At 73.1% G+C, this 16,003-nt stretch carries 14 protein-coding genes; 7 read left to right on the forward strand and 7 right to left on the reverse strand.

Features of this window, described 5'->3' with window-relative positions; genetic code table 11:
• Positions 1–198: 198 nt before the first annotated feature.
• Both AC0B61_RS19300 and AC0B61_RS19305 read left to right on the forward strand, forming a co-directional pair.
• Positions 199–1,440, forward strand: coding sequence for a family 2 encapsulin nanocompartment cargo protein terpene cyclase (locus AC0B61_RS19300; protein ID WP_471741905.1), 1,242 nt, complete (start codon positions 199–201; stop codon positions 1,438–1,440).
• A 136-nt stretch (positions 1,441–1,576) separates the two neighbouring features.
• Entirely contained in the window at positions 1,577–2,455 is an 879-nt protein-coding gene (locus AC0B61_RS19305; protein ID WP_471741906.1) for a geranyl diphosphate 2-C-methyltransferase, read from the forward strand.
• Between the two features lie 95 nt (positions 2,456–2,550).
• On the opposite strand, the gene AC0B61_RS19310 is transcribed toward AC0B61_RS19305, so the two are convergent.
• Positions 2,551–3,195, reverse strand: coding sequence for a dihydrofolate reductase family protein (locus tag AC0B61_RS19310; protein WP_471741907.1), 645 nt, complete (start codon positions 3,193–3,195; stop codon positions 2,551–2,553).
• 296 nt (positions 3,196–3,491) lie between these two features.
• Here AC0B61_RS19310 and AC0B61_RS19315 point away from each other — a divergent pair, with 296 nt between their 5' ends.
• The gene (locus AC0B61_RS19315) at positions 3,492–4,562 is read left to right on the forward strand and encodes a phosphatidylinositol-specific phospholipase C domain-containing protein (protein ID WP_471741908.1); all 1,071 of its coding nucleotides are present in this window, start codon (positions 3,492–3,494) and stop codon (positions 4,560–4,562) included.
• Positions 4,563–4,662: 100 nt separating this feature from the next.
• Positions 4,663–5,013, forward strand: a complete 351-nt coding sequence (locus AC0B61_RS19320; RefSeq protein WP_471741909.1) for a 5-carboxymethyl-2-hydroxymuconate Delta-isomerase — start codon at positions 4,663–4,665, stop codon at positions 5,011–5,013.
• Positions 5,014–5,135: 122 nt separating this feature from the next.
• On the opposite strand, the gene AC0B61_RS19325 is transcribed toward AC0B61_RS19320, so the two are convergent.
• A complete protein-coding gene (locus AC0B61_RS19325; protein ID WP_471741910.1) occupies positions 5,136–6,752 on the reverse strand; it encodes an alpha/beta hydrolase in 1,617 nt (538 codons plus the stop codon).
• Positions 6,753–6,898: 146 nt separating this feature from the next.
• Here AC0B61_RS19325 and AC0B61_RS19330 point away from each other — a divergent pair, with 146 nt between their 5' ends.
• The 3 genes from AC0B61_RS19330 (at position 6,899) to AC0B61_RS19340 (ending at position 10,958) form a co-directional block, all read left to right on the forward strand.
• Entirely contained in the window at positions 6,899–8,251 is a 1,353-nt protein-coding gene (locus AC0B61_RS19330) for an MFS transporter (RefSeq protein WP_471741911.1), read from the forward strand.
• Between the two features lie 103 nt (positions 8,252–8,354).
• Complete coding sequence (locus tag AC0B61_RS19335) at positions 8,355–9,179, forward strand: SAM-dependent methyltransferase (protein ID WP_471741979.1); 825 nt, start codon at positions 8,355–8,357, stop codon at positions 9,177–9,179.
• A 141-nt stretch (positions 9,180–9,320) separates the two neighbouring features.
• Positions 9,321–10,958 carry a purple acid phosphatase family protein gene (locus AC0B61_RS19340; protein ID WP_471741912.1) on the forward strand — a complete coding sequence of 546 codons (1,638 nt, stop codon included), beginning with the start codon at positions 9,321–9,323 and terminating at the stop codon, positions 10,956–10,958.
• A gap of 93 nt (positions 10,959–11,051) precedes the next feature.
• On the opposite strand, the gene AC0B61_RS19345 is transcribed toward AC0B61_RS19340, so the two are convergent.
• From AC0B61_RS19345 to AC0B61_RS19365, 5 genes are all read right to left on the reverse strand, one after another.
• A complete protein-coding gene (locus AC0B61_RS19345) occupies positions 11,052–12,632 on the reverse strand; it encodes a cytochrome P450 (protein ID WP_471741913.1) in 1,581 nt (526 codons plus the stop codon).
• 36 nt (positions 12,633–12,668) lie between these two features.
• On the reverse strand, positions 12,669–13,286 hold the full coding sequence (locus AC0B61_RS19350; protein WP_471741914.1) for a GTP-binding protein: 618 nt from the start codon (positions 13,284–13,286) through the stop codon (positions 12,669–12,671).
• Entirely contained in the window at positions 13,267–13,626 is a 360-nt protein-coding gene (locus AC0B61_RS19355) for a DUF742 domain-containing protein (RefSeq protein WP_471741915.1), read from the reverse strand. The genes AC0B61_RS19350 and AC0B61_RS19355 overlap by 20 nt, the downstream gene beginning before the upstream one ends.
• 63 nt (positions 13,627–13,689) lie before the next feature.
• Entirely contained in the window at positions 13,690–14,076 is a 387-nt protein-coding gene (locus AC0B61_RS19360; RefSeq protein WP_199807809.1) for a roadblock/LC7 domain-containing protein, read from the reverse strand.
• Positions 14,077–14,093: 17 nt separating this feature from the next.
• The gene (locus AC0B61_RS19365) at positions 14,094–15,878 is read right to left on the reverse strand and encodes an ATP-binding protein (RefSeq protein ID WP_471741916.1); all 1,785 of its coding nucleotides are present in this window, start codon (positions 15,876–15,878) and stop codon (positions 14,094–14,096) included.
• Positions 15,879–16,003: the final 125 nt, after the last annotated feature.

Raw genomic sequence — 16,003 nt, forward strand, 5'->3', positions numbered from 1 at the left:
GTTCGTTGCGTTCCGGAACCGCCCTGCGCGCCTACGGTTGGGACGAGCGAGGCGGGGCCACGACGCCCCGACTCCCCTTCCCGGCGGCCACGATGACGAGCCGTCATATCGTCCGATCCTTCTCAGAGGAGGCTTCATGCCCCTGCGTGTCAGTCCGGACTCACCACCCGGACCAGCGGCCGCCCCGGCGGCGGGCCCGTGAGCTCCTCGGCGGTCGAGCGGATCCTGGGCGGGCCCACCGGACTGGGCACCGCCGGGCTGCAGTTGAGGCCGCAGGCCCCGGCGCCCGAGGCCCTGGTCCCCGACGTCCAGGCGCCGCCCGTCCAAGCGAATCCCGTCCAGGCGCCGCCCGTTCAACCGCATCTGGTCCACGCGCCATCCGCGCCACCCGTGCTGCCCGGCGCGGGCGTGCTCGGGGTGGCTCCGGCGGCCGAGGCGCCGAGCAGCGGCAAGCCCAGGACCGGCGACCCCATCCCCGGTCTGTACCACCACCCGATCGCCGAGCCCGACCCGGCCCGGGTGGAGGCGCTCAGCCTGAAGATCAAGGCCTGGGCGATCGACGAGATCGAGCTCTACCCGCCGGAGTGGGAGAAGGACTTCGACGGATTCTCCACCGGGCGCTACATGGTGGCCTGCCACCCCGACGCGCCGAGCCTCGACCACCTGATGCTCGCGGCCCGCCTGATGGTGGCCGAGAACGCGGTGGACGACTACTACTGCGAGGACCTCGGCGGATCGCCGGTCGGCCTGGGCAGCCGCCTGCTGCTCGCGCACACCGCGCTCGACCCGCTGCACACCACTCCGGAGTACCAACCGGACTGGGAGGCCTCGCTGTCCGAGGACCCGCCGCGCCGGGCGTACCACTCGGCGATGCAGTACTTCACCCGCGCCGCCACGCCCTCGCAGGCCGACCGCTTCCGGCACGACATGGCGCGGCTGCACCTGGGGTACCTGGCCGAGGCCGCCTGGGACGAGGTGGACCACGTGCCGGAGGTCTGGGAGTACCTGGCCATGCGCCAGTTCAACAACTTCCGACCCTGCCCGACGATCACCGACACCGTCGGCGGTTACGAGCTGCCCGTCGAGCTGCACGCGCTGCCCGCGATGCAGCGGGTGATCGCACTGGCCGGCAACGCCACCACGATCGTCAACGACCTGTACTCGTACACCAAGGAGCTGTCCAGCCCCGGACTGCACCTGAACCTGCCCGTGGTGATCTCCGAACGCGAGGGCGTCTCGCGCAAGGAGGGCTACCTGAAGGCGGTCGGGGTCCACAACGACCTGATGCACGCCTTCGAGGCGGAGGCGGCCGCGCTGGCCGTGGCCTGCCCGGTGCCGACGCTCGTACGGTTCCTGCGCGGCGTGGCCGCGTGGGTCGACGGCAACCACTACTGGCACCAGACCAACACCTACCGCTACACCCTGCCCGACTTCTGGTGACCGCCCCCGGCGGCGACACCCGTCCCCGGCGAGGACACCCGCCCTCGGCTGCGACACCCGCTCCCGGCGAGGACACCCGCCCTCGGCTGCGACACCCGCTCACGGTAACCCTTCGTAAGAACTTTGGAGTTGAACCATGTCCCTGACCGACGACCTCACCACCTCCGGCAACGCCATCCCCGGCCCGGCGACTCCCTACCAGGGCGACATCGCACGGTACTGGGACCACGAGGCTCGCCCGGTCAACCTTCGCCTGGGCGACGTCGACGGCCTCTACCACCACCACTACGGCATCGGCGAGATCGACCAGGCCGCCATCGGCGACCCGACCGACAGCGAGCGCGAGAAGAAGGTCATCGCCGAGCTGCACCGCCTGGAGTCCGCCCAGGCCGACGTGCTGCTCGACCACCTCGGCGACATCCCGTCCGACGGCACCCTGGTCGACGCCGGCTGCGGTCGCGGCGGCTCGATGGTGATGGCCCACCAGCGCTTCGGCTGCCGGGTCGAGGGCATGACCCTCTCCACCCAGCAGGCCGAGTTCGGCAACAAGCGCGCCGCCGAGCTCGGCATCGGCGCGTTCGTCCGCTCCCGGGTCGCCAACATGCTGGACATGCCCGTGGAGACCGGTTCGGTCGCGGGCTCCTGGAACAACGAGTCCAGCATGTACGTCGACCTGCAGGACCTGTTCGCCGAGCACTCCCGGGTGCTGAGCGTCGGCGGCCGGTACGTGACCATCACCGGCTGCTGGAACCCGCGGTACGGCCAGCCCTCGAAGTGGGTCTCGCAGATCAACGCCCACTTCGAGTGCAACATCCACTCCCGCCGCGAGTACCTGCGGGCGATGGCTGACAACCGCCTGGTGCCGCAGGCCGTCATCGACCTGACCCCGGACACCCTGCCCTACTGGGAGCTGCGGAACACCACCTCGCTGGTCACCGGCATCGAGGAGGCGTTCATCGAGTCCTACAAGGACGGCTCGTTCCAGTACGTGCTGATCGCGGCCGACCGGGTCTGATCCGGCGGCGGTGTGAAGCGGCGGCCTCCTCGCACCCGCGAGGAGGCCGCCGCCGTCCGTCCGGCACCGGGACGCCTGTCCGGTACCGGGACGCCCTACCGCCGGGTGAAGGTGAGGTGCGTGACGCCGCTCGGGCTGGTCACCACCTCCGTGTGGAAGCGCTGCTCCAGCCCTTCGAGCCCCGCCCAGAGCGGCTCACCCCGGCCGAGGACGATCGGCACGACGACCACGTGCAGGTGGTCGATCAGGTCGGCCGCCAGGAAGGCCCGGACGGTGCTCGGGCCGCCGCCGATCCGTACGTCCTGGCCGCCGGCCGCCTCCCGGGCCCTGCGCAACGCCTCCTCGGGGGCCGCGTCGAGGAAGTGGAAGGTCGTGCCGCCCTCCATCTGCACGGCCGGGCGCGGGTGGTGGGTGAGCACGAACACCGGGGTGTGGAACGGCGGGTTCGACCCCCACCAGCCCTTCCACTGCTCGTCCTGCCAGGGGCCGCGCTGCGGGCCGAACTTGTTGCGGCCCATGATCTCGGCCCCGATGCCGTCGCCCCAGGTGCGGGCCATCGCGTCGTCCACGCCGGTGTCCCCGCCGTCCTCGCCGTGCATCCGCCGGAACGTCCGGGTGGCGAAGAACCAGCGGTGCAGCCGGTCGGCGGCGTGGCCGAACGGCGCGTCGAGGCTCTGCCCCTCGCCGGTGCCGTAGCCGTCGAGGGAGATCGAGAAATTGTGGACCCGGACCAGGGACATGGGCTTCCTCCGCCGTTCGGCGCCTCGGTGCGGCCGGACCGCACCCCTTTCGCGGGCCACGCTAACCCGCGGCACTGACACTCTGACGCTCCGTCATCGGCGCTGGCGTGGCGGCGGGGGGCAAGGGAGGACGGGGAGAGGCAGGGAACAGGGAGAGGCAGGGAACGGTGGAGAAGCAGTGCAACTGTCACGCTATTGTCGTGCCTTCTTCACACGGAGCACGCCCTGGGCGGCGATGCTTCGTCAGGTTGCCCGGAGCCGGGCGGCCGCCACGTTCCGACCCTCGGGGGGTTCCCATGAAGATACGCCGCGCCCTGACCGGATTCCTCACCGCCGGCCTGCTCGCCGGCACGGCGGCGCTGCTCGCGACCGTCCCGGCGGACGCCGCCCCGAGCGGGACGGGCGACCTGCCGTTCGGCTCGGCCACCACCGTCGGCCTGCACAACACCTACGACCCGGCCGCCTTCCCGTACCTCGCCCAGGGGCTGGACACCGGCACCGGCATGATCGAGCTGGACCTCTGGCCGGACATCGTGACCGAGGAGTGGAAGGTCAGCCACTCCAACCCGCTCGGCAACGCCAACAACTGCACGGCGGCGAGCACCCCCGCCCAGCTGTACAGCGGCGGCACCAACAAGAACCTGGAGAACTGCCTGGACGACGTCCGAGTCTGGCTCGCCGCACACCCAGCCGCCGGGCCGCTGGTGATCAAGCTGGAGCTCAAGCCGGGCTTCTCCGCCAACCTCGGGATGGGCCCCGACCAGCTGGACACGCTGATCGCCGGGCACCTCGGCTCCGCGGTGCTGCGCCCGGCCGACCTGCTGGCCAAGCCCGGCGGCGGCGCGTACCCGAACCTCGACGAGGCGGTGCGGGCGGGCAACTGGCCGAGCCGTTCGGCGCTGGCCGGCAAGGTACTGCTGTACGCGATCCCGGGCACGGTCGAACTGGGCAACCCCTTCGACACCCTGCACACCGACGTCGAGTACGGCCGGCACCTGCGCGACCTCGCGTCGGCGGGCCGGATCGGCCAGGCCCAGGTGTTCCCGTCGGTGCTCGGCGCCGCGGCAGGGGATCCGCGCGGCCGGTACACCGGCGCGGACGCCTCGATCCGGCCGTGGTTCGTGGTCTTCGACGGTGACGCCGCCACCTACGTCAACGGCATCGACACCGCCTGGTACGACGACGCGCACTACCTGCTGGTGATGACGGACGCCCAGAAGGTGGCCCCGGCGATCAGCGGCACCGACCCGACGGCCGACCAGGCCCGGGCTCGCACGGAGCTGCTGGCCAGGGCACACGCGAGCATCGTGTCGAGCGACTGGCGCAAGGTGCCGGCGGTGCAGTCCCTGGTACTGCCGCGCGGCTGACGCCCGGGCGGTGGGCAGTACGGCGGGGCCTGCCCGCCCGGCGGGCACCGGGGGGCGGTAGCGTTCGGCGCCGTACTGTCCGTCTCCCCGGGAGGTTCCCGTGCCGCAGATCCTGGTCGACCACTCGGCCGAACTCGACTTCGACCGGGCGGCCCTCGCCGCCGAGATCCACCAGGCCGTCACCGAGGTGATCGACACCACCGTGGCCGACTGCAAGACCCTCTTCCGCACCGCCGCGCACCACCGGGCCGGGGACGGTACGACCGGTGAGGCCGTCGTCCTGGTCGAGGTCAAGATCCTGGCCGGCCGCACCACCGAGCAGCGTGCCGCACTGACGGCCCGGGTGCTCGCCGCGCTCCGCGCCCGGATCGCCCGGCCCGCCGCCATCGGGGTCCAGGTCACCGAACTCGACCGCGACACCTACCGCTTCGTCCACCACCCCGGGCACTGACCGCCACCCCGGGAACTGACCTCCATCGCGGGCACTGACCACAGGCCGACCAGGGGAACGCGGCCGCGCCGTGCACCCGGCTCGTCAGCCGGGCGCACGGCGCGCCGTGGTGCCGCGGGGGATCAGTCCGTCGGGCAGTGCGTTCCCGCCGTCGGCACGGTGCCGTCCAGCAGGAAGGTGTCGACCGAGGCGCGGATGCACTTGCTGGCGCCGTACGCGGTGTGGCCCTCGCCGTCGCGGGTGAGCAGGACGGCGTTGCCGAGTTCGGCGGTGAGCTTCTCGGCCCACGCGTACGGGGTGGCCGGGTCGCCGGTGCTGCCGACGACCACGATCGGCGCGGTGGCGGCGGACTTGATGGCGTGCGGCTTCTCGGTGGAGCGGAACGGCCAGACCCGGCAGTCCGGGTCGAACAGCGCCGCGAGCGGGTCGTGCTTGCTGACCATCGGGGCCTTGGCGGCGAGGTCGGTCAGGGCGGCCTGCAGCTGCTCGCCGGCCGGGGCGTCGGTGGCGCCGTCGGCGCAGTGGATGGCGGTGTAGGCGTCCGCGGCGGCCTGGTAACGGCCGTCCGTGTCGCGGCCGTTGTAGCCGTCGGCGATGGCGAGCAGGTCGTCGCCCTTGCCGCGCACCATGGCCCAGCCGAGGGAGTTGCGCAGGCCGGCCCAGGCTTTCTCGCCGCCGTAGAGCCGGCTGATCACGCCGTTCCAGGCCGCGCTGGAGGTCAGGGTGCGGCCCTTGGCGGCCTTCAGCGGCTTGTCCTTGAGCCCGTCGAGGAAGTCGGCGAGCTTCTGCGGGGCGAGGCCGGCGTCGGTGCCGAGCGGGCAGGGGTCCTTGGTGACGCAGTCGGCGGCGAAGGCCTTCAGGGACCGCTCGAAGCCGGCCGACTGCTCGATGTTGTGCTGCACCAGGGGGGTGGAGGCCGAGGTGGCGCCGTCCAGGACGAGCCGGCCGACCCGGTCCGGGAACTCCTCGGCGTAGAGCGAGCCGAGGTAGGTGCCGTAGGACATGCCGAGGTAGCTGAGCTTCTGGTCGCCGAGGGCGCCGCGCAGGACGTCCATGTCGCGGGCGGTGTTGCGGGTGCTGACGAAGGGGAGCACCTGGGCGTACTTGGCCTGGCAGGCGTCGGCGAGCTGCTTGCCGTGGTCGGCGCCGGGCGTGTCGGTGTTGAGCCAGGCGTCCCGGGCCTGGTCGTCGAGGCACTTGAGCGGGCTGGTGCCGTCCGTGCCGCGCGGGTCGAAGCCGACGAGGTCGTAGCGGTCGTGCAGCGGGCCGTCGAAGCGCTTGGGGTCGAACGTGACCATGTCGACGCCGGAGCCGCCCGGGCCGCCCGGGTTGAGCAGCAGCGAGCCGATCCGCTGGTCGGGCTTGGTGGCGGGGTTGCGCACCACGGCGACGTCGAGGCTGGCGGTGGCCGGGGCGGTGTAGTCGAGCGGCACCTTGAGCGTGGCGCACTGCAGGGCCGAGGTGTCCTGCTTGTTCTGCGGGTCCTTCGGGCAGGCCGCCCAGGCGAGTTGCTGGCCGTAGAAGGTCTGGAGGGCCGGGTCGGCGGCGCCGGTGGGCTTGGCCGTCGGGGTGGCGGGCGGGGTGGTGCTCGGCGCCGTGGCGTCGGCGGCGGAGGCCGTGGTGGCCGTGGGCGCGGTCTTGCCGCTGCCGCCGCCGGTGCAGCCGGCCAGCAGGAGGGCGGCGGCGGTGACGGCGGTGACGGCGACGGGCAGGGCGCGCCGCGGGGTTCTGGTGATCATGGAATACACCGCACACAAATATCACCCGACTGTCACATCAGTCACATGGGTATCCCGCCGGGGCTTCCGGAGACCGACCCTGGCCCGGCCGATCGGGCCTGAGGCACTCGATTCCGCCGCACCGCGAACGATGTCATGCTGAGGCCATGACAGAGAGCAGTGCGATCGCCCCGAGCCGTCACCGGTCGGAAGTCGGCGGCCGTCGGAAGGAGTTGGCGGCGGCGACGGTCGGGTCGGTGGTCGAGTCCTTCGACTGGAACATCTACGCCGTCCTCGCGCCCTACTTCGCGGCCGACCTCTTCGGCCACGGCAAGCACGGAGTCGGCGGTGTGCTCGGCGCCTACGTCACCTTCGCGGTGGGCTTCGTGGCCCGGCCGGTCGGCTCGTACCTGATCGGACGGCTGAGCGACACCCGCGGCCGGCGCTTCGCGCTGAGCCTCGGCATGGCGGTGATCGCCGTCGCGAGCCTGGGCATCGCCGCGGTACCCGGCCAGCGCACGATCGGGGTCTGGGCGGCCGTGCTGGCCGTCGCCGCGCGGGTCGTGCAGGGCCTCGCCTTCGGCGGGGAGGCGCCGAGCGTGGCCGCGTACGTGACCGAGACGGCTCCGCCGCGGCACCGCTTCGCGTTCAGCTCGGTCTCCTACGGCGGGATCATCCTCGGCTCGCTGCTCTCCTTCGGGGTGCTCACGCTGCTCATCCACACCATCGGCAAGTCCGGCCTGGAGAACGGCGGTTGGCGCTGGGGCTTCGTGGTCGCCGCGCTGCTCGGGCTGGCCGCCGTCTGGGTGCGCAGGGCGGCGCCGGAGAGCGACGAGTTCCACCGGGCCCGGGCGCGCACGGAGGCGAACGGCCGCCCGCCCTTCCTGCGGACGCTCCGCGAGCACCGCTGGGCGGTGCTCACCGTCTTCCTCAACACCCTGGGCGGCACGGTCGGTTACTACTTCGCCCTGGTCTACCTGCCGCAGTACGCCGCCGCCTACCACGTGATCGACAAGGAGGAGGCGGCCTCCTTCATGACCGTCGTGCTCGGCGTGGTGCTGGCCACCATGCTGCTCACCGGCGCCGCCGCCGACCGCTTCGGCCTGCTGCCGGTGGCCCGGATCGGGTTCGGCCTGCCGATCCCGCTGGTCGCGGTGCTGCTCGCCGGGCTGCGCCAGGGCTGGCTGCCCTTCCAGGTCGTCGCCGTGCTGCTGGGCATGCTGGTGGCGACGGTGCTCGGCACCCTCAACGTCTTCACCGGGCTGCTGTTCCCGACCGAGGTACGGGCGGTGGGCCTCGGCGTGGTCAACGCGGCCACCATCGCCGCGTTCGGCGGCACCTTCCCGCTGCTCGCCGAGTGGTTGAGCGACCGGCACTGGCTCGGCGTGATCCCGGCGTACGTCACGGTCTGCACGATGGGCCCGGCCCTGGCGCTGCTCACGGCCGTGAAGGTGCCCTCCTTCGCCGCCGCCGTCCGGGGCGCGGAGGCCGGCGTCCGCCCTTCACCGGAATCCGCCTGACGGTCGGTCACCGGCTGTGGTTGAGTGGTCGGACAAGCGCCGAACGGGGAGGGCGAGCGTGGACACCAACACGCCGGAGGCCAGTGGGCCTGACAGCTGGCTGATCGACGCCGGGTTCGAGGAGCCGCCGCAGGTCGACCTGCGCACCGACCGGGCGCACTCCGCCCGCGTCTACGACTACCTGCTCGGCGGCAAGACGAACTTCCCGGCGGACCGCGAGGTCGGCGACCGCGTCCTCGCCGACCTGCCCGGCGCGCGGGAGGGTGCCACCGCCGCCCGCGCGGTGATGCACCGGATGGTCCGCCGGCTCGCCGAGGTGCACGGCATCCGCCAGTTCCTGGACGTCGGCAGCGGCATCCCCACCGCGCCCAACCTGCACGAGGTCGTCCAGTCGGTCGACCCGTCCTGCCGCGTCGTGTACGTGGACAACGACCCGATCGTGCTCGCCCACTCGCGCGCGCTGCTCACCAGCACCCGCGAGGGCCGCACCGCCTACGTCCAGGGCGACCTGCGCGAGCCGGAGCGGTTCCTCGCCGACCCGGCGGTGGTCGCCACCCTGGACCTCGACCGGCCGATCGCGCTGACGCTGATCAACATCGTCCACTTCCTCTCCGACGAGGCCGCGCACCCGCCCGTCCGCAAGCTCCTGGACGCCCTGCCCGTCGGCAGCTTCCTGGCGTTGACGGCCGGCACCGCGGACACCTCGCCGGAGCGGGCCGCGCTGGGCACCCGCCGCTACGCCGAGGCCGGGATCGAGGTGCACCTGCGCTCGCGCGAGGGCGTCGAGCGCTTCTTCGCCGGGCTGGAGCCGGAGGACCCGGGCGTGGTCCTGGTCGACCGCTGGCACCCGGAACCGGGCGAGGTGCCGGCCCGGGGCCCGGCCGACGAGGCGGTCGCGGTGTACGGGGGGCTGGCGCGCAAGGTGTAGCCCGCCGTCCGGTGAAGGCCGATTGACGCAGCGTCATATTTTCTACTCGCCAGGCCGGAGTCTGCCAAAACGATCGTACAGCCGTGAACATGTCATTAAAGTGACAGCCCGTCGAATCCCCCACTCGACAGGCGGAGTGTCATGACCATTGCACGCAGGTCCATCCTCAAAGGCACCTCGGCGGCCGGAGCCGCCCTCGTCGCGGCCGGCTCGGCCGCTGCCGCGCCACCGGCAGCCGCCGAACCGGCCGACGACGCACCCACCAGCCCCCTCCTGCAGACCACCCCGCACCGCACCGGAGCAGCCGGCGTCACCGGCCTCCACCTGCAGTTCGGCACCGACCCGGCCACCGAGATGACCGTCTCCTGGCTCACCCCGCAATCCGTCCGCCGGCCCCAGGTCCGGTACGGCTCACCGGACGGCGGCCTCGGTCGGCTCGCCCAAGCCGAGACCCGCACCTACCGGGACTCACTCGACCAGGCCGAGGTGTACGTCCACCACGCCCGGCTCACCGGCCTACGACCCGGCACCACCTACCTCTACAGCGCCGGCCACGACGGCGCGAACCCCGAGAACGGCAGCTTCACCACCGCCCCCCGCGGCCGCGCCCCCTTCACCTTCACCAGCTTCGGCGACCAGGCCACCCCGAACCTGCGCCGCCTGGTGGCCTTCCCGGACGGCATGCCCTCGCCGCTCGGCAAGTACCCGCTGTACACCAGCAGCCAGGTCGGCACCCTGAACTCCGCCGACATCGTGGCCGCCGTCGAACGCGTCGGCCCGTTGTTCAACCTCGTCAACGGCGACCTCTGCTACGCCTCCTACGGCGGCCGACGCGGCCAGAGCCGCACCGCCACCTGGGCCGACTGGTTCATCAACAACAGCCGCTCGGCCCGGCTGCGCCCCTGGATGCCGTGCGCCGGCAACGGCGAGAACGAGAGCGGCAACGGCCCCATCGGCGCCCTCGGCTACCAGACGTACTTCTCGCTGCCCGACTCCACCGCCTCCTCCGACGAGGAGACCAGGGGCATGTGGTACGCCTTCACGGTCGGCTCGGTGCGCTTCATCAGCCTCGCCAACGACGACGTCGCCATCCAGGACTCCGGCGACCGCTACCTGCGCGGCTACTCCGGAGGCGCCCAACGGAGCTGGCTCGAACGGGAGCTGCGGGCCGCGCGCGGCAGCCGGGCGATCGACTGGATCGTGGTCTGCATGCACCACCCGATGATCTCCAGCTCGATGCACGGCGCCGGCAGCGACCTCGGCATCCGCGAGGCCTGGGGCCCGCTGTTCGACGCCTACGGGGTCGACCTCGTCGTCACCGGCCACGAGCACTACTACGAGCGCTCGCACGCCGTCCGCGGCACCCTGCCCAACGACACCCGCACCCCGGTGCCGACCGACACCCGCACCGACCTGATCGACACCGGGCGCGGCACCGTCCACATGGTCATCGGCACCGGCGGCAACGCCGCCACCACCCAGGACGACCTGTTCCCCGACCCCAAGGGCCGGGTGGTCGTCGCCCTGGAGGACAAGCCGCGCCCGCCCGTGCCGTACCGGCAGTCGATCTGGCTCACCGAGGACGCCCCGTGGGCCGCGCACCAGGACCGCACGCACACCCACGGCTTCGCCGCCTTCGACGTCGACCCCGGCGACCGGCGCGGCGGCACCACCACCATGCGGGTCACCTACTACACCTTCGACGGGCCGCACGGCGACCTCACCCCGGTGGACACCTTCACCCTGCACCGGAGCCGGGCGGACGCGCGCGAGCACTGACGCCGGGGCGTCGGCGGCGGGCGGCGGGCGGCGGGCGTTGATGCGGGCCGGTGGTGAGGGCCGCTGGTGAGGGCCGCTGGTGGGGGCGCGGGCTCAGCGGCGGAAGAGGCCGGTCAGCACGTCCCACCAGCTGCGCCGCTGCGCCGGGATCGACGGGGCGGTCCGGGGCGCGGTCCCGGCCGCCCCGGCGGTCGCGGCTGCCGCCGAGGCCTGCGCGGCCCGTTCGGCGCGTTCGGCCTGCGCCGCCCGCTCCGCCTCGGCCGCCACCGCGGCCGCCCGCTCCGCCTCGGCGACGGACATCGGGTCCGGGTCGATGTCGCGCGGGGTGAACTCCACCGGCAGCGCCGTCAGGTGCCGGGAGATCCAGCCCGCACTCCAGGTCAACTCCTCCTCGGGCACCGCGAGTCGGACGTCCGGCAGCAGGGTGAGCAGGATGTCGATGCCGGCCTCGGCGACGTGCCGTCCGATGTCCTGCCCCGGGCACTCGTGCGGACCGGCGCCGAAGGACAGGTGGGAGCGGTTGCCGTACAGCGGGGCGGCCGGGTCGGGCCGGACCACCGGGTCGACGTTGCCGGCCGCGATCCCGAGCAGCAGCAGGTCCCCCGCCTTGATCCGCTGCCCGCCCAGCTCGGTGTCGGCCGTCGCCCAGCGGCCGGCCACCAGCGACATCGGCGGGGAGTCCCAGAGCACCTGGTCCAGCGCCTCGCCCAGGGTCATCTGCCCGCCGGAGAGGTGGGCGCGGAAGCGAGGGTCGGTGAGCACCATCTTCAGCGAGTCGGCGATCAGGTTGACGGTCGTCTCGTTGGCCGCGAGCAGCACCACCCGCAGGTGCTCCATCACCTCGTCCTCGGTCAGCCCGGCCGGGTGCGCCAGCAGACGGCTGGTCAGGTCGTCGCCGGGCGCCTCGCGCTTGATGGCGATGGTCCGGCGCAGACCGGCCACCACGTACTCGTTGCTGGCGATGGCCGTCTCGGTGCCCTGCATCAGGTCCCGGGCGGCGGTCACCAGCTGCGGGCCGTACTCGTCGGGCATGCCGAGCAGCTTGGTCATCACCAGCATCGGCAGGTGCTCGGCGAACTGGGTGATCAGCTCGGCCCGGCCGGTCGGCCCGACCACCTGGACCAGGTCGGTGGTGAACCGGCGGACGTGGCGGCGGATCCCGCGCCGGTCGAAGCGGTTCAGGCCGTCCAGGACGGCGCCGCGCAGCCGGCGGTGCTCGTCGCCGTCCGCGAACACGCAGATCGGCTGCCAGGCGAGCACCGGCATCAGCGGGGAGTCCATCGGGACTTCGCCGGTGCGGAACGCCGTCCACAGGCGGGAGTCGCGGGAGAACAGCGAGGGCGTGCGCATCGCGGTGATGTTGGCGCCGTGGCCGAGGACCAGCCAGGCCCGGTGGTCGCCGTGCAGCAGCACCGGGGCCACCTCGCCGTACTCGGCGCGCAGCTTCTCGTACAGGCCCGCCGGGTCGGCCTCGGCCTCCGGACCGTACAGGCGCCGCAGGCCGCCGGGGCCGATCGGGCTGCTCGGGCCGGGCTGGCCGATCGGACTGGTCGAGCTGCTCGGGCTGTTCGGGCCGAGGTCCATCGGGTCGAAGCCGATCGGGTCGAAGCCGCGGCCGTGGGCCGGGCAGCCGGACGGCGGGGTCGGGGCGCCGTCGGGGAACGGGGTGGTCACAGGGTCTCCGGTCACAGGGTTCGGGTGGGCGGGGCGTCAGCCGGCGGGCGGGGCGGCGAGCTCGTACAGGTAGCGCATCAGCGTCATCAGGGTGTCCCGGCTGGACTCGCGGCTGCGCGCGTCGCAGGCCACGATCGGCACCTCGGTCGGCAGGTCGAGGGCCTCCCGCAGCTCGTCGAGCGCGAAGGCCGGCGCCTCCGGGAAGCCGTTGACGGCCACCACGAAGGGCACGCCCCGCTCCTCCAGCCGCCCGATCACCTCGAAGCTGACTTCCAGGCGGCGGGTGTCCACCAGCACCACCGCCCCCAGGGCGCCCTCGAACAGGCCGTTCCAGAGGAACCAGAACCGCTCCTGCCCGGGGGTGCCGAAGACGTACAGGACGAGCCGGTCGCTGATGCTGATCCGGCCGAAGTCCATGGCCACGGTGGTGGACGTCTTGAGCTCGACCCCGGTCGGGTCGTCCACACCGACCCCGGCCTGGGTCATGGTCTCCTCGGTGGTCAGCGGGCGGATCTCGCTGACCGAGCCGACCAGCGTCGTCTTGCCGACGCCGAACCCGCCCACGATCACCACCTTCACCGCCGTGGTCACGGTGTCCGGCAGCAGGTCCGCGCCGGCCGGCCCCGCCACCGTGTCAGAGCCGCTGTAGTCCATGGATCACCGCCTCCAACAGGGCACGGTCGGGGAGTTCCGCCGCGGGCACGGCGGCGCGGGCCTCGATCAGCCCGTCGTCGAGCAGGTCCGCCAGCAGGACGGTGACCACGCTCGTGGGCAGCTCCAGGTAGGCGGAGACCTCCGCCACCGAGAGCGGGGAGCGGCACAGCCGCAGGATCGCGGCATGCTCGGGCTGCAAGGCGGGGGTCGGCTCCGCGAGGGAGACGATCAGGGTGACCAGGTCGAAGACGCCGGGCCCGGACGGGCCGCTGCGACCGCGGGTGATCACGTACAGGCGGTCGGGCTCGGGGCCGTCCCAGCCGCCCTGGACTGCCGTCATGCAACCGCCTCACAGTGCTCGTTCATGTGCCCGTCCCGCCGCTGCGCCGGGCCGGGAGCCGGCTCACGCGACCACCTCGGGGTTGCGCGGGGGCGTGGACAGGTGCTCGCCGATCCGGGCGACCAGGTCGCGCATCTGGTGGCTCACCAGCCCGGCGTCCACGCCCTCGTCGGCGAGCACCGCGAGGTAGGCGCGGTCACCGGCCGCCATCAGGTAGAAGTAGCCGCCGTCCACCTCGATCACCACCAGCCGCATCGAGCCGTCGCCGTGCGGGAACTCGTGCCCGACCGCGCCGGCCAGGCTCTGCAGCCCGGCGCAGGCGGCGGCGAGGCGGTCGGCGGTGTCCGGGTCGGTGCCGTACTGGGCGATCCGCAGGCCGTCGGCGGACAGCACGATGACGTGGCGCACGCACGGGACGCTGTGCGCCAGGTCGTTGAGGATCCAGTCCATGTTGCTGCGGTGCGGAATCACTGCTCGCCTTTCCCTGCCGTCTCTTCACTGGTGCGGCCGGGACCGGTCGGTCCGGCACTCGTGGGCCCTGCCCCGGCGGGTGCGGCGCCGGCCCGCCAGGCCTGGCCCGGCTGGCCGGGCAGCCCCGGCGGCCCCGACTGGGTCGCCTGCGGGGCCGGTCCGGCTTGCCCTGTCTGCCCCGGCTGCCCTGTCTGCCCGGCGGACGGCCCCGGAGTGTTGCCCTTGATGCCGTCCATGAACGCCTCCAGCCACAGGCCCGGCTGCTTCGGCTCCTTGCCGGGGCGGGGGGCCTGCGCCGTCGGGCCCGCCACGGGCCCCGCGGTCGGACCGGCGGGCTGCGCGGTGCCGCGCGGGGGTGTGGCGAAGGCGGCCCGGCCGGTCGGCCGGTGGCGCCGGCGCTGCGGCAGGCCGTTGGCGGTGCGCTCGGTCACGATCACCTCGTCGTCGGCGGCCCCCGAGGCGGCGGCCGCCGAGGCGGACGGCCCCCACGGGGTGGTCGAACCGTAGGACGGCCCGACGCCGGCCGACGTCGTCCGCGTACCCCACGGGCGTGCCGGGGCCGCGTGCCGGGGCGGGTTCGGCGGCAGCGGGCGGGGGCCGGAGAAGGCGCCGATGCCGTGCGCCCGGCCGGTCGGGGGAGCGGTGGTGAGCAGTTCCTGCGGAACGACCAGCACCGCGCGCACCCCGCCGTACGCGGATCGGCGCAGCGAGACCTGGAAGCCGTACGCCTGGCAGAGCCGGCCGACGATGGCGAAGCCCAGCCGGGGGGACTCGGTGAGGTCGTCGAAGTCCTTGGAGACCATGGCCTCGCGCATCGCGCGCTCGGCGCGGGCCGTGGCCTCGTCGGTGAGGCCGAGACCGCCGTCCTCGATCTCGATCGCCATCCCGCTCTGGACCTCGGAGGCGCTCAGGTGCACGTGGGTGTGCGGCGGGGAGTAGCGGGTCGCGTTGTCGAGCAGTTCGGCGACGGCGTGGATCAGCGGTTCGACGGCCGGGCCGGTGACCGAGATCTGGGCCACCGGGTGCAGGTCGACGCGCTGGTACTCGAGGATCCGCGACATGCCGCCGCGCAGCACGCTGTAGAGCGCGATCGGCCGCGTCCACTGGCGGCCCGGGCGGGCGCCGGACAGGACGGCGATGCTGTCCGCGAGACGGCCCGTGAGGGCGTTGCCGTGGTCCAGGCGCAGCAGGTCGTCGAAGACCGCCGGGTCGTTGCCGTGCCGGTCCTCCATCTCCCGCAGGTCCTTGGCCTGCCGGTGGATGATCGCCTGGACCCGGCGGGCGATGTTGACGAAGGCGCGCTCGGCGGAGTCGCGCCGGCTGACCTCGTCGTCGACGGCGACGGCGATGCCGTGCGCCACGGACACCAGCGACTTGCGGAACCGCGGCGAGACGGGAGCGTTCTCCTGCTCGATCGGGCCCAGCAGGATGTCCATCGAGTACCCGTACCGGGCCCCGGCGACCACCCGGCGCAGCTCCACCTTGGCCAGCCGGTCGAGCTCGTCCTCCTGCCCGGCCAGCCGCCGTTGCAGGTCCTCCGCCTGCCGGGCGCTGCGGTCCCGCAACTCGGTCAACGCCCGCCCCCGGCGCGCGGACTCGGCGGCCACCACGGCCACCAGCACGGTGCCCGTCGCCCCGCACCACAGCACCCCGGCCCGGGCCCCGGCGGACACCACCACCGCGGCCACCGCCACGGCCGCCGCCATCACGGCCGTCGGCAACAGCCAGCCGAACAGGGGCGCGGGGCGCCGTCTGGCGCGTGACGATCCAGCTCGAAGCATTCAACATCCTCAAACGATCGGAACAGTACGGGGACGGACGGCGACCGGCTCCGGAGGCGTGGTGGTGCAGCATAGCCAAGTTCAGGACAATTCTGACCGAAACTCAAAAATACTGCCGCTCAACC

It is taken from the genome of Kitasatospora sp. NPDC023385 (assembly GCF_055664045.1).